Origin of the sequence: Mesorhizobium sp. BR1-1-15 (assembly GCF_020165475.1) — a bacterium.
Lineage (GTDB): Bacteria > Pseudomonadota > Alphaproteobacteria > Rhizobiales > Rhizobiaceae > Mesorhizobium.
On the sequence record NZ_JAIUIF010000001.1, the window covers coordinates 477741 to 495408 of the forward strand.

A 17668-nucleotide genomic window follows, 5' to 3' on the forward strand; every position below is an offset into this window, starting at 1 on the left:
CCATCGTTCAATATTTAGGAGCAAGGCTAGATGACGACGATCGCGCTGTTCGGTGCCGGCGGCAAAATGGGCTACCGCCTTTCGACCAATTTCCGCGGCTCGCCCTATACGATCCGCCATGTCGAGGTCAGCGAAGCCGGGCGCGAGCGGCTGAAGACCGGGCTGGGCTTCGATACGGTCAGTGCCGACGAGGCGCTGGAAGGCGCCGAGGTGGTGATCCTGGCGGTTCCGGACACCCATATCGGCAAGGTTGCGGCACGCATCGAAAGCAAGCTTGCGCCGGGCACGATGGTGATCGTTCTCGATGCCGCGGCGCCGTTTGCGGGCCATTTGCCTGATCGTCCCGACCTGACCTACTTCGTCACCCACCCCTGCCATCCGCCGATCTTCAACGACGAAACCGACATGGCGGCCAAGAAGGATTATTTCGGCGGCGTCAAGGCCAAGCAGCACATGGTCAGCGCACTGATGCAGGGACCGGAAGCGGACTACGCCAAGGGCGAGGCCATCGCCAAGATCATCTGGGCGCCGGTGATGCGCTCGCACCGCGTTTCCGTCGAGCAGATGGCGCTGCTCGAGCCCGGCCTTTCTGAGACCGTGTGCGCCTCGCTGCTGGTGGTGATGAAGGAAGCTGTCGACGAGGTCGTGGCGCGGGGCGTCGACCAGCAGGCGGCCCTCGATTTCCTGCTCGGCCACATGAATGTGCTCGGCGCCGTGATCTTCGGTGAAACCAAGGGCGTCTTCTCCGACGCCTGCAACAAGGCCATCGAATTCGGCAAGCCGGTGCTGATGCGCGACGACTGGAAGCGGGTCTTCGAACCGGAAGAGATCGCAGCCAGCATCCAGCGGATTACCTGAGGGCCGCCGCTTAGATACAGATCACCTGAATTAGTGGTTGACTCATTATACCAGTTAGCTTTAGCTGTTCCCGGACTCGGATCGGTCATGCTTCGTTGGAAGTTTGAAGTTGATGCGAGTGGAGGACGGCGGGAGCGGAGCGAGGAGCAGTTCGGATGACAGCCGGCGATCGGCTCTGAAATCCGGGCGGCGCGCTGCCGGCCCTGCCTGACGAATTCAATCGTAGATAGAGGCCTCGAAACGATCGAGGCATGGGTTTCAACGGGAGGACTTCATGAAACTGACACGCAGAATGACGCTTGCTGCCTTCGCAGGCGTGCTGGCACTCGGCACGGCGATGCCCGCCTACGCGGCGGATCTCATCGCCATCATCACCCCATCGCACGACAATCCGTTCTTCAAGGCGGAAGCCGTCGGCGCCGAAGCCAAGGCCAAGGAATTGGGCTACGAGGCGCTGGTGCTGGTCCATGACGACGACGCCAACAAGCAGTCCGAGCTGATCGACACCGCGATCGGCCGAGGCGCGAAGGCGATCATCCTCGATAATGCCGGTGCCGACGCCACCGTCGCCGCCGTGCAGAAGGCCAAGGACGCCGGCGTCCCCTCCTTCCTTATCGACCGCGAGATCAACGCCACCGGCGTCGCGGTGGCTCAGATCGTCTCCAACAACTACCAGGGCGCCCAGCTCGGCGCGCAGGAATTCGTCAAGCTGATGGGCGAGAAGGGTAATTTCGTGGAGCTGGTCGGCAAGGAATCCGACACCAATGCCGGCATCCGTTCCAAGGGCTATCACGACGTCATCGACGACTATCCGGACCTGAAGATGGTCGCGCAGCAGTCGGCCAATTGGAGCCAGACCGAGGCCTATTCCAAGATGGAATCGATCCTGCAGGCCAATCCTGACATCAAGGGCGTCATCTCCGGCAACGACACGATGGCGATGGGCGCCTATGCGGCGCTTGCCGCGGCCGGCCGCAAGGACGTCATCGTCGTCGGCTTCGACGGATCGAACGACGTGCGCGATTCCATCACCTCGGGCGGCATCAAGGCGACGGTGCTGCAGCCTGCCTACGCACAGGCGCAGATGGCGGTCGAACAGGCCAACGACTTCATCAAGAACAAGAAGTCGCCCGAGAAGGAAAAGCAGCTGATGGACTGCGTGCTCATCAATGGCGACAATGCCGCCAAGCTGGAAACCTTCGCGCTCAAGAACTGAGCCGGCGCAACGCGAACAGCGGGGGGCGAACCGAGGTTCGTCCCTCGCTCCTTTTCACCAGGATGCCCTTGACCGCCATGCAGAAAAAGCCGAGTTGGCCGATCCTTGCCCTGACCGCCGGCATCGCGCTCAGCGCCTGCAAGATCCTTCCGACGCCATCGGCGCAAGGCGACGGCAATGCCTCCGCCTTCAACTCCGACAAGATGGTCGAGGACATCTGGGCGGCGAAAGTCATTCCCTATCTGCAGCAGAAGGCTGGACCGTTCGCCGAGGTCCATGCGCTGGCGAAGACCGATCCGGCCGCGGCCGGCGCCAAATACGGCAATCCGAAGAAGCAGGCGAATTCGCCATGGACTTTCGCGGTCCGCGTCGAAGGCAAGATCGTCGCCGCCAATACGCAGTCGCGCGCGGCCACCATCGACGTCGACGTCGAGGGTGACGGCAAGGCGGACGCGCGCGTCCAGATCGGGCCGGCGATGCGCGGCACGGCACTGCGCGACAGCCTCGACTTCGTCCAGTTCAACGACTTCACCAACCAGATCGACTTCGCCCAGTTCGGTAAAGCTTTCAACGCCCATGCGGCCAAGACGGTGCTCTCCAAGCTGCCGCGCGAGGCGCTGGAAGGCCGCACCGCCGAGGTGCTCGGCGCCTATACGATCGAAGGCGGCCAGGACCTGCCGCTGGTGACGCCGGCGGAGGCCGAGATCGGGCCGAAGCCATGAGCCAGGCCAATGGCCATGACGTCATCCTCAAGCTGGAGGATGTCTCGAAAGTCTATGCCGGCACGGTCGCGGTCAAGCAGGCGAATTTCGAAGTGCGCAAGGGCGCGGTCAACGTGCTGGTCGGGGAAAACGGCGCCGGCAAGTCGACGCTGATGAAGATCATCGCCGGCGTCGAGCAGCCGACCGTAGGGCGCATCCTGCTCGAAGGCGAAGAGGTCTCTTTCTCGTCGTCGGGAGATGCGGTCGACCGCGGCATCGGCATGGTGTTCCAGGAGCTGAACCTGTTCGGCAACCTTTCGGTCGCCGAGAATATCTTCGCCACGCGCGAGATCACCAACCGCTTCCGCAAGATCGACCGCAAGGAACAGGAGCGCCGGGCCGGTGAATTCCTGGAGCGGTTGGAAGCCGGCATCCGGCCCGACATGCTGGTCGAGGATCTGCGCATCGGCCAGCAGCAACTGGTCGAGATCGCCAAGGCGGTTTCGCTCGACGCCAAGATCCTCATCATGGACGAGCCGACCTCGGCGCTGAGCGCCGCCGAAGTCGACATCCTGTTCAAGGTGATCGCCGACCTCAAGGCGCGCGGCGTCGCCATCGTCTACATCTCGCACCGGCTGGAGGAACTGATCCGCATCGGCGACTACATCACCGTGCTGCGCGACGGCCGCATCACCGGCCAGGAGGAGATGAAAAACGTCGATACGCAGTGGATCGTGCGGCAGATGATCGGCTCGGACGCCAAGGACTTCGCCAAGGCCGACGGCCATGTGCCGGGCGCGGAAATCTTCCGCGCCGAGGAGATCTGCCTGCCACGCGTCACCGGCGGGCTGGCGGTCGACCACGTCTCGCTGTCGCTGCGCGCCGGCGAGATTCTCGGCATATACGGGCTGATGGGTGCGGGGCGCAGCGAGCTGTTCGACTGCATCATGGGCCGTCACGGCCATGCCAGCGGCAGGATCTTCATCGCCGGAAAGCAGGTGAAGGAGCGCGACACGACGCGCCGCATCCAGCGAGGGCTGGCCTTGATCCCAGAGGACCGCCAGCGCGAGGGCCTGGTGTCGATCCTGTCGGTCGCCAGCAACCTGACGATGGCGAGCCTGTCGCGCTTCGTGCGCCTGTTTCACATCCGCGGCGGTGCCGAGCGGCAGGCTGTGATGCAGATGGTGCGGGAACTCGCAATCAAGGTCGCCGACCCGGCGCAGGAGGTCTCGTCGCTGTCGGGCGGCAACCAACAGAAGGTGGTGATCGGCAAGGCGCTGCTCACCGGACCGAAAGTGCTTCTGATGGACGAGCCCAGCCGCGGCATCGATGTCGGCGCCAAGGCCGATGTCTTCCGCACCATGCGCAAGCTTTCGCGCGACGGGCTGGGCATCCTGTTCGCCACCTCGGACCTCGACGAGGTGATGGCGCTGTCCGACCGCATCGCGGTGATGAGCAATGGCAGATTGACCGGCATGTTCGACCGCGCCGAAGCGACGGAGGCGGCGATCGTCGCCGCGTCGGCGCTGGGCCACGGACCGGCCGCACATGGGGAGCAACGCTGATGACTGACATTCCGGCCAAGGCTGCCGCTTCCTCCGCCTCCAGCGGCTCGGCGCTGCTGACGCTGATGAAGCTCAGAACCTTCATTGCGCTGATCGCCGTGCTGGTGTTCTTCTCGATCGCGGCGCCGAACTTCCTGTCGGCCGCCAATCTGATCCTGATGGCCAAGCACGTGGCGCTCAATGCCTTTCTCGCCATGGGCATGACCTTCGTCATCATCACCGGCGGCATCGACCTTTCGGTTGGCTCGATCGTCGGCCTGTGCGGCATGGTGGCCGGCTACCTCGTGCTCAACGGCATCGACCTGCAGATCGGCTACACCATCTATTTCAATGTCGTCGAGATCGCCTTGATCACGCTCGCGGTCGGCATGCTGATCGGCGCCGTCAACGGGCTGCTGATCACCAGGCTCAACGTCGCGCCCTTCATCGCCACGCTCGGCGTGCTCTATGTGGCGCGCGGCTTCGCGCTGCTTTCCTCCGACGGCCGCACTTTCCCCAATCTCGTCGGCAAGCCGGAACTCGGCACCACCGGCTTCGGCTTCCTGGGTGCCGGCCGGCTGCTCGGCCTGCCGGTCTCGATCTGGATCCTGATCGTGGTGGCGCTGGGGGCGGCCTATCTCGCCCGCTACACGCCGCTTGGCCGCCACATCTTCGCCGTCGGCGGCAATGAGCGCGCCGCGCGCATCTCGGGCGTGCGCGTCAACATGGTCAAGATGTTCGTCTACATGTTCTCCGGCTTCTGCGCGGCAATCGTCGGGCTGATCATCTCGTCGGAGCTGATGGCCTCGCATCCGGCGACGGGCGAGAGCTTTGAGCTCAACGCCATCGCCGCGGCGGTGCTTGGCGGCACTTCGATGTCGGGCGGCCGCGGCACGATCGGCGGCACCATCGTCGGCGCCTTCGTCATCGGCATCCTTTCGGACGGGCTGGTGATGATGGGCGTGAGCTCGTTCTGGCAGATGGTGATCAAGGGCCTCGTCATCATCGTCGCCGTCGTCGTCGACCAGGCGCAGCGCCGGCTGCAGCAGCGCGTTACCCTGATGCAGATGGCAAAGGCGGGCTGAGCATGGCGGAGTTGCGTGGAGCGCTGATCGGTTGCGGCTTCTTCGCCGTCAACCAGATGCATGCCTGGCGCGACATAGAGGGCGCCTCGATCGTCGCCATCTGCGACCGCGATCCGGAGCGGTTGCGGATCGTCGGCGACCAGTTCGGCGTGGCGCGGCGCTACAACGATGCGGCGGAACTTTTCACCGCCGAGACGCTCGACTTCGTCGACATCGCCACCACTGTCGGCAGCCATCGACCGCTGGTCGAGATGGCGGCCGCGCATGGTGTTCCCGTCATCTGCCAGAAGCCGTTCGCGCCGACGCTTGGCGATGCCAAGGCGATGGTCGCGGCCTGTGCCAAGGCCGACGTGCCGCTTATGGTGCATGAGAACTTCCGCTGGCAGTCGCCGATCCAGGCGGTGCGCGCCCTGCTCGACAAGGGCGAGATCGGCACGCCGTTCTTCGGCCGCATCTCCTTCCGCTCCGGCTATGACGTGTTTTCCGGCCAGCCCTATCTGGCGACCGGAAAACGCTTCATCATCGAGGACCTCGGCATCCACATCCTCGACATCGCCCGCTTCCTGCTCGGCGACGTCACGAGCCTGACCGCGCGGACCACACGCATCAACCCCGCCATCGCCGGCGAGGATGTGGCGACGATGCTCATGGATCATGCCGGCGGCGCCACGTCGGTTGTCGATTGCAGCTATGCGACGAAGCTTGCCACCGAGCCGTTCCCGGAAACACTTATCGAACTCGACGGCGTCGACGGCACGATCCGGCTGGCGCAGGGCTACCGGCTGACCGTCACCGGCAAGAGCGGAACCAGAGTGAGCGATGTCTCGCCGCCGCTCCTGCCCTGGGCCTCGCGGCCATGGCACAACATCCAGGAAAGCGTGCTGGCCATCCAGCGGCACTGGGTCGACTGCCTTGTCGGCGGCAAGGAGCCGGCGACCTCGGGCGCCGACAATCTGAAGACATTCGCCCTGGTCGAGGCCGCCTATGCGGGTGCTGCGAGCCGCGAACTGGTGCAGATCGAAGCCTTGCTGCAATGACGGCCGACGTGTTCGATCTTTACGGCACACGGGCGGCCGAAGCGGCACCGATCCTGCTGCAGGCGGGCGCGCTGAGTGCCGAGCTGGTCAATGGCAAACTGCGCACAATCCGGCATGCCGGCACCGAAGTGCTGCGCGCCATCGCCTATATCGTACGCGACCGCGACTGGGGCACTTATGAGCCGGAGCTCACGGACCTGACCATCGACCAGAAGGTCGACCGTTTCTCGGTAAGCTATGAGGCGAATTGCACCGGCCCGGGCGGCAGCAGCCTGCGCTTCCACGCGACGATCGAAGGCTCCGCCGACGGCAGGCTGGTCTTCGATGTGGCCGCACTGCCGGAGAGCGATTTCGAGACCAACCGCTGCGGCTTCTGCATCCTGCATCCGATCGCCGGCCTCGCCGGCAGCCCGGTGACGGTGGAGCACACCGATGGCAGGGTGGTGGACACGGAACTGCCTGATCTGATCGACCCATGGCAGCCCTTCAAGGACCTGCGTGCCATCACCCATGCAGTGCGTCCCGGCGTCAGCGCCGAATGCAGGATGGAAGGCGATACTTTCGAAATGGAGGACCAGCGCAACTGGTCGGACGCCTCCTACAAGACCTATGTGCGGCCGCTGGCCTTGCCGTGGCCCTATGTGCTGCCGGCCGGCGAACCGCTGCGCCAGACGGTGAGCCTGCGCCTCACCGGCAGCGCCGGGATGCCCGCCGCGACCGCGAGTGCCGAACCGGTCCGCATCGAACTCGGCGAGACCGGGCCGAGGCTGCCCGATGTCGGCGTAATCGTCTATCCCGAGGACGTCGAGGCAACGCTGGCCGAACTGCCGATGCTCGCAAGGCTCGGTCCGCAGCAACTCCTGTTCCACTTCGATCCGACGCGCGGCCACGGCCTGGACGCGCTGCGCGCCCATGCCCGGCTCGCCGCGGCGCATCCCGCCTCGACCACGCTCGAATGCGTGGTGGCCTGCACGGGCGACCTCGATGCCGAATTCTCCGATGTCGCCGATATGGTGCGCCGGGTCGGCCTGCGGCTCGATGCGGTTGCCGTCTCGCCTTCGGTCGACCGCCAGTCGACGCCGCCGGGCAGCGCCTGGCCGGCATGCCCGCCGCTGGAAGAAATCTATGCCGCGGCGCGGCGCGCCTTTCCCGGGATCCGCCTCGGCGGCGGCATGTTCAGCTATTTCACCGAGCTCAACCGTAAGCGCGTGCCCGCCGACCAACTCGATTTCGTCACGCACTGCACCTGTCCGATCGTTCACGCCGCCGACGATCTCAGCGTCATGCAATCGCTGGAGGCGCTGCCCTTCATCACCCGGTCGACCCGGGCGATCTTCGGCGACAAGCCTTACCGGATCGGACCGTCGACCATTGCCATGCGACAGAACCCCTATGGCGGCGCGACCAAGGACAATTTTGCCGGCCAACGCATTGCCATGGCGAACCGTGATCCCCGCCATGCCGCGCAGTTTGCCGCCGCCTGGACCATTGGCTATGCCGCGCGCGTCGCGCCGGCCGGGCTGGAGATGCTGACACTGTCCAGCATCACCGGACCATTCGGCGTGCTGGCCGCATCCGGCGAACCTGTCGCCGAGGGATCGCCGCGGCCGATTTTCCGGGCCGTCCAAGGGCTTTGCGAACTGGCTGGGCTCGCGCATGTTGCCGCGAAAACAAGCGACGAGACGCGTGTTGCGGCGCTGGCCGGTCGCGCCGCCTCGGGCGACATTGTCGTCTGGCTGGCGAACCTGACGGCGAACGACGTCCCGGTTGATGTTTCGGCACTGGGTCAGGGCCATCTTACGATGTCGCCCTACGCCATTGTCCGGGTTGGCTAGAGCTACTTATCGGAATTCATCACATAGAGCGCACGCGAGCGTTCGAGATGCTTGATCATCGCCTTTTCGGCGCCGTCGGCATCACGGTGCTCAATGCGGTCGATGATCTCCTCATGCTCGGTAAGCGTGTATTGTTCCTTGCCGGTCCAGATCAGCATCTCGGTGTGGTATTCCTTCAGCCAGCCGAGCGTGGCTTCGCTGACTGCGACATAGATCGGATTGCCCGATATCGCCGATATCTGGGTGTGGAACTTCATGTCGGCGGAGATGAAGGCTTCGGAATCACCGCGCGCGGCGCGCTGCTCGGCCACCGTTGCCCTGAGCCGCTGCACATCCTCGGCGGTCGCCTTTTCCGCGGCTTCCCTGACCATGCCGCGCTCGAAGAAGATGCGCGCCGTCTTCAGGTGCTCCAGCGTGTCCCTCGATGAAGACAGGATGATCTTGGCCGCGCCGTCGACCTGCTTGATGATCGATTTGGCGGTTAGTTGCAGCACCTTGGCGCGCTCGCCATGCGAGATGGCGACCAGTCCCATATTGCTCAGCGCCTGCATGGCCTCGCGGATCGCCGGCCGGCCGACCTCGAAGCGCTCCATCAACTCGCGTTCGGACGGCATGTCGTCGCCCGGCTGCAGCTCGCCGCTGGTGATCAGCCGCTTCAGCCTTGCAAAGACTTCGTCGGAAAGTTTGCGCCGGACGATCGGCTCCGAACGGTTCATCGTGACGAATCACTCCCTGGCCCGGTTCCTGTTTAGCATTCCAGGCAGGATTACCGGAATGCCTGCGCCTGGAGCGGTCCCGCGATTTCATGCAATCGCCAAGCCGCGCCAGCTGTTTGTTCCAGGCATTCCGAACGAAAAACGCCGCTCATTTCCCGGAATTGCCGAAGCCGGCCCTCTTGCCGAAGTCGGGATATTGCTTGCAATACTTAGGTACTCATTATACCAGATTTCCTGCGCGACAAAACTTTTTTCGAACCCTTTTCGAGCGGCCGACAGACCATGATCACGCTTACCTATCGCATCGAAACCTCTGGCAGCATCGAAGCGCTGGCGGCCAAGATCGCGAGCGACCAGTCGACCGGCACCTTCGTCCCACTGCCCGGCGAGACCGAGGAATTAAAGGCGCGTGTGGCGGCTCGTGTGCTGGCGATCAGGCCCCTGCCCGATGCCGAGCAGCCGTCGCTTCCCGGATCCGGGAACGGCCCCTTCCGGCGCGCCGATGTCGATATCGGCTTCCCGTTCGACGCCATCGGCACCGACCTGTCGGCGCTGATGACGATCGCCATCAGCGGCACCTATTCGATCAGGGGCCTGTCCGGTATCCGGGTCATCGACATGAAGCTGCCGGAACAATACCGGGGCGCCCATCCCGGCCCGCAATTCGGCGTTGCCGGCAGCCGCAGGCTGACCGGGGTCGAGGGCCGTCCCATCATCGGCACCATCGTCAAGCCGGCGCTTGGCCTCAGGCCGCACGAGACAGCCGCGATGGTGGGCGAACTGATCGAAGCCGGCGTCGATTTCATCAAGGACGACGAGAAGCTGATGAGCCCGGCCTATTCGCCGCTCGCTGAGCGGGTGAAGGCGATCATGCCGCTGATCCGCGACCACGAGCAAAAGACCGGCAAGAAAGTGATGTACGCCTTCGGCATCTCGCATGCCGATCCCGACGAGATGATGCGCAACCACGATCTGGTGCTGGAAGCCGGCGGCAATTGCGCGGTCGTCAACATCAACTCCATCGGATTCGGCGGCATGGCTTTCCTCAGGAAGCGCTCCGGGCTGGCGCTGCATGCGCACCGCAATGGCTGGGACATTCTCACCCGCCATCCCGGCCTCGGCATGGATTTCAAGGTATGGCAGCAATTCTGGCGGCTGCTCGGCGTCGACCAGTTCCAGATCAACGGTATCGGCTCGAAATACTGGGAGCCGGACGATTCTTTCATCCGCTCTTTCGAAGCGGTGACCACGCCGCTGTTTTCATCATACGATTGCGCGCTGCCCGTGGCCTGCTCCGGCCAATGGGGCGGCCAGGCGCCCGAGACCTATGAGCGCACCGGCCGCACGGTCGATCTCCTCTATCTCTGCGGCGGCGGCATCGTCAGCCATCCGGACGGGCCCGGCGCCGGCGTGCGCGCGGTGCTGCAAGCGTGGCAGGCCGCAGTCAAGGGCATTGCTCTCGACGAGTTCGCGCGCGACCATGCCGAGCTGGCACGCTCGATCGAGAAATTCAGCGACGGCAAGGCGGCCTGAGCGAAGCCATGCAGAACCTGCTCCTGAGCTATTATGGCGACGACCTCACCGGCTCGACGGATGTCATGGAGGCGCTCGAGCTCGGCGGCGTGCCGACGGTGCTGTTCATGCGTCGGCCCGACGAGCGCCTGCTGGCGCGATTTGCCGATTGCCGGGCCGTTGGACTGGCCGGCACCAGCCGAAGCGAAACGCCGCAATGGATGGAGCAGAATCTGGCGCCCGCCTTCGAATGGCTGAAGAGCCTCGAAGCGGCGATCTGCCATTACAAGATCTGTTCGACCTTCGATTCCAGCCCGACGGTCGGCAATATCGGCCGCGCCATCGAGATCGGCCGGCGCATCTTCGGCCAGAGTAGCGTGCCGATGGTCGTCGGCGCGCCGCAGCTCAAGCGCTACACGGCCTTCGGCAATCTTTTCGCGGCGTTCCGCGGCGAGTATTTCCGCATCGACAGGCATCCGGTGATGAGCAGGCATCCGGTGACGCCGATGAACGAAGCAGACCTGCTCGTGCATCTCTCGCGCCAGACCAGTCTCAGCTCCGGCCTTGTCGACCTGGCTGCATTGCAGACCGACGATCTCGCGCAAACGGTCGACCAGGCCGTGCAAAACAGGGCGATCATCCTGTTTGATGTCGAAAGCCGCCAGACACAGAGACGCGTCGGCGAACAGATCTGGCGCATCCATGACCAAGGCCATGGCTTCGTCGTCGGATCCTCGGGCGTCGAATATGCCTTGCTTGCCGAATGGGCCGGCAAAGGCATTGCCTCCGGGCAGGCGTCGTTCGCGCCGCCGGGACCGGTAGACCGCCTCGCGGTGGTCTCGGGCAGCGTGTCGCCGACCACCGAAAAGCAGATCCGCCACGCCCTTGCCCACGGTTTCGACGGCGTCGAGATGGATGCCATGCAACTGGTCACGGAGGGCGCCAAGGAGGCAATCGAGCGCGCCGTCGCGAGCGGATTGGCAAGCCTGGCTGCGGGGCGCAGCGTCATCCTCTACACCGCGCTTGGCCCACAGGCCGACCGTGGCGCCGAGATCGACCGGATCGAAGGTGCGCGAAACACGCTCGGGCGAGCGCTGGGAACAATCCTGCGCCGGTTAATCGTGGAACAGAAACTCAAGCGCGCGGTGATCGCCGGCGGCGACACCTCCAGTCACGCGCTCGGACAATTGGCCATCGACGCGCTGACCGTGCGCATGCCGTTGCCGCAATCGCCGGGATCACCGCTCTGTGTCGCCCATGGCGGCGGCGCAATCGATGGACTCGAAATCGCGCTCAAGGGCGGCCAGGTCGGCACCGACGCCTATTTCGAGACGATCCGGCTGGGAAGCTAGACGTTTGTTTTTGCGCAATTCCGGACGGAAAACCGTACACACTTTTCCTGGAATTGCTCTAAGCCGTTGCCATGATGACGTGGGCCTGAATTTTGGCGGCCACCGCGCCGCTGCCATGTCTGTCTGCAATCGCGGATGCGGCGTAGTCGGTCGCGGCTTGCAGCTTCCCTGCCTCCCGGGCCTCGATTTCGGTGCGAAGCACAGTTCCCTGGCAATAAGCGACGGCGGGAAGGCGCGGCGAGGATGCACGGCTTTGTTCGGCTCTCGTCTCGATCATCACAGGAGAAAAGCCAGCCTCCTCCAGCTCGCGACGGATCACTGCCTTGTCGTGGTAGCCATGCGGCGTGCGTGCCAGAAAGCGCGGCGGATCGTCGGGGAAGATCCTTGCGAGAGCATTCGTCACATCATCGGCAAAGACGTTCTCCTCGATGCGATCCCATACGCTGAACAGGAAATGTCCGCCCGGCCTCAGGACACGCCTGGCTTCGCGGTAGGCAGATGGCCGGTCGGGAAAGAACATCGCACCGAACTGACAGCAGACGAGGTCGAAGGCCGCATCTTCAAACGGCAGCGCCAAGGCGTCCGCCCGACGCCATGTGATGCGACCGTCGGGAGGTTGTCGCGAAGCGGCGTAGTCGAGCATCGGCTGGTTGAGGTCGGTTACGGTATAGCTTGCGCCGGGAGACAATTTCGGCGCCAATGCTCGGGTAACGACCCCGGTGCCGGCGGCCGTCTCCAAAACCGCGGCGGGCGACAGGGACGCTGCTCGCGCTACAAGATCCGCAGCGAACGGCTCGAAAATCAACGGCACCATATAGCGGTCGTAGTTTTCCGGTATGGAGCCAGCGAATACCTTGTCCGTTTCCAGCGTTGCCATCACCCGCCCTCTGCCTAGAGGCTCGGGAGATTAGCATATCATTGCTTGTTTTGCGCCGTTTTCGGCGGAGACGACCAGTCCAGCTCCAAATCAAAGAGATAGAGCATGACGTCGTCCGAAAACCGCTTCGCTATCGGCATCAGGCCTTAGTACAGGGGCTCGGCCATGTGCCTGGGCGCCGGCCACTGCGTCGTGACGCCGGGCTGCACCGGCCGCTCGAGATAGGTCGACAGCACCACGTAGCTGCGCGTCGAGGTGACGCCGGGTGTCTCGTAGAGGCGCGACAGCAGGCCTTCGAGCGCCCGCGTGTCCTCCGTGCGGACCTTCAGCAGCATGCAGGTGTCGCCCGCAACCGTGTGGATCTCCTCGACCTCCGGATATTGCGAAACCGCCATCAGCTCCGGCGTCTTGCCCCAGCCCTTGGTGTCGATATGCACGAATGCCAGCAGCGGCTTCTTGACCGCCTTGGGGTCGATGATGGCAGCCGTGCCGCGAATGGCGCCGCTGCGCCGAAGGCGCTTGACGCGCTCATGCGCGGCGGGCGGCGAGAGGCCGACACGATCGCCAAGCTCAGCATAGCTGACCGTGGCGTCGTCGACGAGAACGCCTAATATCTTTCTGTCGATCGCGTCGAGATCGCGGGGCGCCGGCCTGTTCTGCGGAATGCCATTTGTTTCTTCGTCCATAGTGGAAATTCCCGATTGTAGCCGAATAAAATACGGCCATTATGAATATATGTCGAACAGCGATCAAGCAGCAACCCTGGGTGCGAATGCCCGGCCGCCCATCCCGGCGCTGGCCTATCTCTTGACCGGATGCATCGCCGTCATCGGCTCGAACTCCCTGGTGCTGGGTCCAATTGCTCCCGCCGTGGCCGTGTCGTTCGCGACCAGCGTGCCTGTCGTTATGATGGCGGCCGCCGCCTTCGGCCTCGGCACCTCGGCGAGCGCCCTGTTCCTGGCACGCTACATCGACCGGGTCGGCGCGCGCCGGATGCTTCAGGCGGCCTTGCTGTTGCTGACGTTGGCGCTTGTCGCAAGCGCGGTGGCGCCGACGGTGATGGCGCTGGTCGCTGCGCAGCTTCTCACCGGCATCGCCGCCGGCGTCGCCATGCCGGCAATCTATGCCAGTTCCGCGGCGATTGCCCCACCTGGACGGGAAAGCGGAACGATCGGCGTTGTGCTGACCGGATGGACGCTCAGCATGGTGGCCGGCGTTTCGCTGTCGGCGGTGCTTGCCGATCTCGTGCACTGGCGGGCCGTCTTCGCCGCCGTGGCGCTGCTGGCGGCGCTGGCGCTTGGCAGCCTTACCGCATCGTCACTCCCGGATGTCAGAAAGGCCGGCCCGGCTCCAGCGCCGCTCGAGGCGCTCGGCATTCCCGGCATCGTGCCGCTTCTGATCGCCTGCGGCGCTTTCATGACCGCCTTCTACGGTGTCTATGGCTATCTTGGCGACCATCTGCACAGCGGGCTGGGCCAGCCGGTCAGCGCCAACGGCCTGGCCGCACTCGCCTATGGCGCCGGGTTCGGCACGGCGGCGCTCTTCGACGGCATCATCGATCGTCTGGGGGCTCGCCGCGTCATGCCCTTCGCTTACCTGCTCGTCGCCATCGTCTATGTCGCGATCGCCGCAACAAGCAACAGCTATGGCATGACGCTCGCCATGGTGGCGGCCTGGGGTCTCGCCAATCATTTCGGATTGAACGTGCTGGTGATGCGCCTGTCGGCGCTCGATCCGTCACGGCGCGGCACGATCATGGGCCTGAACAGCGCGGTGACATATCTGGCGGTCTTTGTCGGCACCACCGGCTTCGGGCCGCTATATTCGGATTTCGGCTTTGCCGCATCGGCAATGGTGGCGGCGTTGCTGATGCTGGTCGCGGCTTCGGCCGCCGCCTGGCGCACGCGCCAGCCACACAGGACGTGATGGGCCACCAGCCCGCGCGCGGTTGACAGCGGCGCCCCTGCCCTTCCATACAAAGCCGTTAATGTTCTCAGGGCGGGGTGAAAGTCCCCACCGGCGGTAAGGACTCCTGATTGCGCATGATTTCTTTCCGAAAACCGGTCCGGTTTTCGGGGTCATGCGCGGGACCCAAGCCCGCGAGCGCTTTCCGGCAAAACCGGAAGGGTCAGCAGATCCGGTGTGATTCCGGAGCCGACGGTTACAGTCCGGATGGAAGAGAACGAAACGGAAGACGGACCGCCCCGGCGGCCGGTTTTCGTATCGTGCGTCCTGATTCTGGTTCGAAACGGAAGGATGGACCCATGAATCAGCATTCCCACAAAGACTATGAAACGACCCGCGTTGCCGTTGTCAGGGCGCGCTGGCACGCGGATATCGTCGACCAGTGTGTCGCTGCCTTCGAGGCGGAGCTTGCTGCACTGGGCGACGGCCGCTTTGCCGTCGAAATCTTCGACGTGCCCGGCGCCTACGAGATCCCGCTGCACGCCAAGACATTGGCCGAGACGGCTCGCTACGCCGCGATCCTCGGCGCTGCCTTCGTCGTCAATGGCGGCATCTACCGGCATGAGTTCGTCGCCCGCGCCGTCATCGACGGCATGATGAACGTGCAGTTGGCGACCGGCGTGCCGGTGCTTTCGGCGGTACTGACGCCGCACAATTACCACGACAGCGCCGAGCACCACCGCTTCTTCCTCGAGCACTTCCAGGTGAAGGGCAAGGAAGCGGCCGGCGCATGCCTCCAGATCCTGGCGGCGCGAAAGCACATCGCCGCCTGAAACAGCCGAGAGCGGGGTAGAAATCCCGGTAACAGCCTGTAGTATCTCGGGAAAATGCCGAGTTCGGGAGGATGCCGGTGCAGACCAAGAAGATCATCAATGACGGCAACCGTGCCGTCGACGAGATGCTAGAGGGGATTCTGGCCGCGCATCCCAGCCATCTCAGGAGCGCGGACGGCAGCCCGCGCTCGATCATCGCCCGCAACGGACCGCGTCCCGGCAAGGTCGGGCTCGTCGTCGGCGGCGGCTCGGGCCATGAGCCGACCTTTCTCGGTTTTGTCGGCAAGGGCCTGGCGGACGCGGCGGCGATCGGCAATGTCTTTGCCTCGCCGCCACCCGATCCCATCCTTGAATGCGCCAAGGCGGCGAACGGCGGCACCGGCGTCCTGTTCACGTACGGCAACTATGCCGGGGACGTGATGAACTTCGACATGGCGGCCGAAATGGCCGCCATGGACGATATCGAGGTGCGCACGGTGCTGACCACCGACGATGTCGCCTCGGCACCGCGCGACCAGCGGCAGAAGCGTCGCGGCGTCGCCGGCAATTTCTTCGTCTTCAAGGCGGCCGGCGCGGCCTGTGACCGCATGCTCTCCTTCGACGAATGCGAGCGCATCGCGCGCAAGGCCAACGATCACACCTTCACCATGGGCGTGGCGCTGTCGCCCTGCTCGCTGCCGCAGACCCGGCGGCCGAATTTCGAGATCGGCGCCGACGAGATGGAGATCGGCATGGGCATCCATGGCGAGCCGGGCATCGCACGCGGCAAGCTCGGCACCGCCGACGAGATCACCGACGAGATGCTGGACAAGATCCTCGCCGAGATGGCGCCTTCGCGTGGCGACAAGGTCGCGGTGCTGGTCAATTCGCTGGGCTCGACACCGTTGATGGAGCTCTACATCATGAACCGTCGCGTCAAGCAGCGTCTCGACGACATCGGCGTTTCCATCCATGCGACCTGGGTCGGCAATTACTGCACGTCGCTCGAAATGGCCGGCGCCTCGGTGACGCTGTTCCATCTCGATGGCGAGTTGCAGACCATGCTCGACCATCCGTGCGACTGCGCCATGTTCCGTGCCGGCTGAGGAGTGATCCGTGAGCATCGATAGCGCTGACCTGAAGAGAATGTTCGATGCGATCGCGGTGGCGATCGAAGCCGACAAGGACCGGCTCTGCCACCTCGACGGCGTCATCGGCGACGCCGATCACGGTATCGCCATGGCGCTCGGCTTCAACGCAGTGCGCGACGCGCTGGCGCCACTCGACCTGGCGGCGACCGAGCCGACCGCGCTTCTCAACATGGCGGCTAAATCGTTCCTCAACGCGGTCGGTGCGTCGTCTGGCCCGCTCTATGCCACCGCCTTCATGCGCGCCGCCGCTGCCGTCAAGGGCAAGACCACGCTAGCTGATGCGGATGTCGTCGCGCTGTTCCAGGCGATGGCGCAAGGCATCCGCGATCGCGGCAAGGCCGAGATCGGCGAGAAGACGATGATCGACGCCTGGTTGCCGGCGGCGGAAGCGGCCGGCGCCAGCAATGCGGCGGGAAAAGGTCTTGCCGAAAGCCTCGACGCGGCAGTGGACGCGGCGCGCCGGGGGGCCGAGGCGACCAAGGACATGATCGCCGTCAAGGGCCGCTCCTCGCGGCTCGGCGAACGCTCGCTCGGCCATATCGACCCCGGCGCCGCCTCGGCCGTGACCGTCATCGAGGCTTTGCGCGACAACCTGGCTTAGGCCTGCTTCGCTTCATCGAGCTTGTTGATCGCCTGGACATTGCCGGCCGACGGTCCCTTCTCGTCGAACTCCGAGGCCAACCAGGTATCGACGATCGCCTTGGCGAGTTCCGGGCCGATGACGCGGGCGCCCATGGTGATGATCTGCGCGTTGTTGGATTTGGCGGCGCGCTCCGCGGAATAGGTGTCGTGGGTGAGTGCCGCCCGGATGCCAGGCACCTTGTTGGCCGAGATCGAGACGCCGATGCCGGTGCCGCAGAACAGGATGCCGCGGTCGTTCTCGCCGTCGATGATCGTCTGGGCGAGCTTTTGTGACAGGTCGGCATAAAAGCCGGCCTGGCTGAGGTCGCTGACGGTGAGGCCGGATTTTGTCGCGAGATGCGCGGCGATGACATCAAGCAACGGCTTGCCGGCGCTGTCGGCTCCAATGGCTATTTTCATGGTCGTGTCCTTTCTTGAATGAGATT

At 64.5% G+C, this 17668-nt stretch carries 17 protein-coding genes and 1 riboswitch; of the genes, 13 read left to right on the forward strand and 4 right to left on the reverse strand.

Annotated features, from left to right (window positions below):
* Positions 1–30 precede the first annotated feature (30 nt).
* The 7 genes from LB541_RS02295 (at position 31) to LB541_RS02325 (ending at position 8276) form a co-directional block, all read left to right on the forward strand.
* The gene (locus LB541_RS02295; RefSeq protein ID WP_140555477.1) at positions 31–858 is read left to right on the forward strand and encodes a phosphogluconate dehydrogenase C-terminal domain-containing protein; all 828 of its coding nucleotides are present in this window, start codon (positions 31–33) and stop codon (positions 856–858) included.
* 274 nt (positions 859–1132) lie between these two features.
* Positions 1133–2074 carry a D-ribose ABC transporter substrate-binding protein gene (locus LB541_RS02300; protein WP_140497809.1) on the forward strand — a complete coding sequence of 314 codons (942 nt, stop codon included), beginning with the start codon at positions 1133–1135 and terminating at the stop codon, positions 2072–2074.
* A 77-nt stretch (positions 2075–2151) separates the two neighbouring features.
* A complete protein-coding gene (locus tag LB541_RS02305; RefSeq protein ID WP_224617729.1) occupies positions 2152–2796 on the forward strand; it encodes a DUF2291 family protein in 645 nt (214 codons plus the stop codon).
* Complete coding sequence (locus LB541_RS02310; RefSeq protein WP_224617731.1) at positions 2793–4340, forward strand: sugar ABC transporter ATP-binding protein; 1548 nt, start codon at positions 2793–2795, stop codon at positions 4338–4340. Before LB541_RS02305 ends, LB541_RS02310 begins: the two co-directional genes overlap by 4 nt.
* The gene (locus LB541_RS02315) at positions 4340–5404 is read left to right on the forward strand and encodes an ABC transporter permease (RefSeq protein ID WP_140497803.1); all 1065 of its coding nucleotides are present in this window, start codon (positions 4340–4342) and stop codon (positions 5402–5404) included. The genes LB541_RS02310 and LB541_RS02315 overlap by 1 nt, the downstream gene beginning before the upstream one ends.
* A 2-nt stretch (positions 5405–5406) precedes the next feature.
* Positions 5407–6441 (forward strand): Gfo/Idh/MocA family protein, encoded by a 1035-nt coding sequence (locus LB541_RS02320; protein ID WP_224617733.1) that lies wholly within the window; start codon positions 5407–5409, stop codon positions 6439–6441.
* Entirely contained in the window at positions 6438–8276 is a 1839-nt protein-coding gene (locus tag LB541_RS02325; RefSeq protein ID WP_224617735.1) for a hypothetical protein, read from the forward strand. The genes LB541_RS02320 and LB541_RS02325 overlap by 4 nt, the downstream gene beginning before the upstream one ends.
* A gap of 2 nt (positions 8277–8278) precedes the next feature.
* Here the strand turns inward: LB541_RS02325 and LB541_RS02330 are convergent, their stop codons facing one another.
* Positions 8279–8992 carry a transcriptional regulator NanR gene (locus tag LB541_RS02330; RefSeq protein ID WP_140514647.1) on the reverse strand — a complete coding sequence of 238 codons (714 nt, stop codon included), beginning with the start codon at positions 8990–8992 and terminating at the stop codon, positions 8279–8281.
* Between the two features lie 282 nt (positions 8993–9274).
* Here LB541_RS02330 and oiaX point away from each other — a divergent pair, with 282 nt between their 5' ends.
* Entirely contained in the window at positions 9275–10525 is a 1251-nt protein-coding gene (oiaX, locus tag LB541_RS02335) for a 3-oxo-isoapionate-4-phosphate decarboxylase OiaX (protein ID WP_140514645.1), read from the forward strand.
* A gap of 8 nt (positions 10526–10533) precedes the next feature.
* Entirely contained in the window at positions 10534–11856 is a 1323-nt protein-coding gene (locus LB541_RS02340; RefSeq protein WP_140514643.1) for a four-carbon acid sugar kinase family protein, read from the forward strand.
* A gap of 58 nt (positions 11857–11914) precedes the next feature.
* On the opposite strand, the gene LB541_RS02345 is transcribed toward LB541_RS02340, so the two are convergent.
* The gene (locus tag LB541_RS02345) at positions 11915–12733 is read right to left on the reverse strand and encodes a class I SAM-dependent methyltransferase (RefSeq protein ID WP_140497791.1); all 819 of its coding nucleotides are present in this window, start codon (positions 12731–12733) and stop codon (positions 11915–11917) included.
* 146 nt (positions 12734–12879) lie between these two features.
* Entirely contained in the window at positions 12880–13419 is a 540-nt protein-coding gene (locus LB541_RS02350) for an Lrp/AsnC family transcriptional regulator (protein WP_140497789.1), read from the reverse strand.
* 49 nt (positions 13420–13468) lie between these two features.
* Between LB541_RS02350 and LB541_RS02355 the strand changes: the two genes are divergently transcribed.
* The 4 genes from LB541_RS02355 to dhaL all read left to right on the forward strand — a co-directional run bounded on the left by LB541_RS02355 (position 13469) and on the right by dhaL (position 17202).
* A complete protein-coding gene (locus LB541_RS02355) occupies positions 13469–14659 on the forward strand; it encodes an MFS transporter (RefSeq protein WP_140580667.1) in 1191 nt (396 codons plus the stop codon).
* 59 nt (positions 14660–14718) lie between these two features.
* Positions 14719–14921, forward strand: a riboswitch (FMN riboswitch).
* Positions 14922–14997: 76 nt separating this feature from the next.
* Positions 14998–15471 (forward strand): 6,7-dimethyl-8-ribityllumazine synthase, encoded by a 474-nt coding sequence (locus LB541_RS02360; RefSeq protein ID WP_224617736.1) that lies wholly within the window; start codon positions 14998–15000, stop codon positions 15469–15471.
* Between the two features lie 77 nt (positions 15472–15548).
* On the forward strand, positions 15549–16556 hold the full coding sequence (locus LB541_RS02365; protein WP_224617737.1) for a dihydroxyacetone kinase subunit DhaK: 1008 nt from the start codon (positions 15549–15551) through the stop codon (positions 16554–16556).
* 10 nt (positions 16557–16566) lie between these two features.
* A complete protein-coding gene (dhaL, locus tag LB541_RS02370) occupies positions 16567–17202 on the forward strand; it encodes a dihydroxyacetone kinase subunit DhaL (protein ID WP_224617741.1) in 636 nt (211 codons plus the stop codon).
* Here dhaL and LB541_RS02375 read toward each other — a convergent pair.
* Positions 17199–17642 (reverse strand): RpiB/LacA/LacB family sugar-phosphate isomerase, encoded by a 444-nt coding sequence (locus tag LB541_RS02375; RefSeq protein WP_140497783.1) that lies wholly within the window; start codon positions 17640–17642, stop codon positions 17199–17201. The genes dhaL and LB541_RS02375 overlap by 4 nt on opposite strands.
* Positions 17643–17668 lie beyond the last annotated feature (26 nt).

Coding starts and splice junctions, on each gene's coding strand:
- LB541_RS02295 (WP_140555477.1), top strand. CDS start 31: ATGACGACGATCGCGCTGTTCGGTGCCGGCGGCAAAATGGGCTACCGC.
- LB541_RS02300 (WP_140497809.1), top strand. CDS start 1,133: ATGAAACTGACACGCAGAATGACGCTTGCTGCCTTCGCAGGCGTGCTG.
- LB541_RS02305 (WP_224617729.1), top strand. CDS start 2,152: ATGCAGAAAAAGCCGAGTTGGCCGATCCTTGCCCTGACCGCCGGCATC.
- LB541_RS02310 (WP_224617731.1), top strand. CDS start 2,793: ATGAGCCAGGCCAATGGCCATGACGTCATCCTCAAGCTGGAGGATGTC.
- LB541_RS02315 (WP_140497803.1), top strand. CDS start 4,340: ATGACTGACATTCCGGCCAAGGCTGCCGCTTCCTCCGCCTCCAGCGGC.
- LB541_RS02320 (WP_224617733.1), top strand. CDS start 5,407: ATGGCGGAGTTGCGTGGAGCGCTGATCGGTTGCGGCTTCTTCGCCGTC.
- LB541_RS02325 (WP_224617735.1), top strand. CDS start 6,438: ATGACGGCCGACGTGTTCGATCTTTACGGCACACGGGCGGCCGAAGCG.
- LB541_RS02330 (WP_140514647.1), bottom strand. CDS start 8,992: ATGAACCGTTCGGAGCCGATCGTCCGGCGCAAACTTTCCGACGAAGTC.
- oiaX (WP_140514645.1), top strand. CDS start 9,275: ATGATCACGCTTACCTATCGCATCGAAACCTCTGGCAGCATCGAAGCG.
- LB541_RS02340 (WP_140514643.1), top strand. CDS start 10,534: ATGCAGAACCTGCTCCTGAGCTATTATGGCGACGACCTCACCGGCTCG.
- LB541_RS02345 (WP_140497791.1), bottom strand. CDS start 12,733: ATGGCAACGCTGGAAACGGACAAGGTATTCGCTGGCTCCATACCGGAA.
- LB541_RS02350 (WP_140497789.1), bottom strand. CDS start 13,419: ATGGACGAAGAAACAAATGGCATTCCGCAGAACAGGCCGGCGCCCCGC.
- LB541_RS02355 (WP_140580667.1), top strand. CDS start 13,469: ATGTCGAACAGCGATCAAGCAGCAACCCTGGGTGCGAATGCCCGGCCG.
- LB541_RS02360 (WP_224617736.1), top strand. CDS start 14,998: ATGAATCAGCATTCCCACAAAGACTATGAAACGACCCGCGTTGCCGTT.
- LB541_RS02375 (WP_140497783.1), bottom strand. CDS start 17,642: ATGAAAATAGCCATTGGAGCCGACAGCGCCGGCAAGCCGTTGCTTGAT.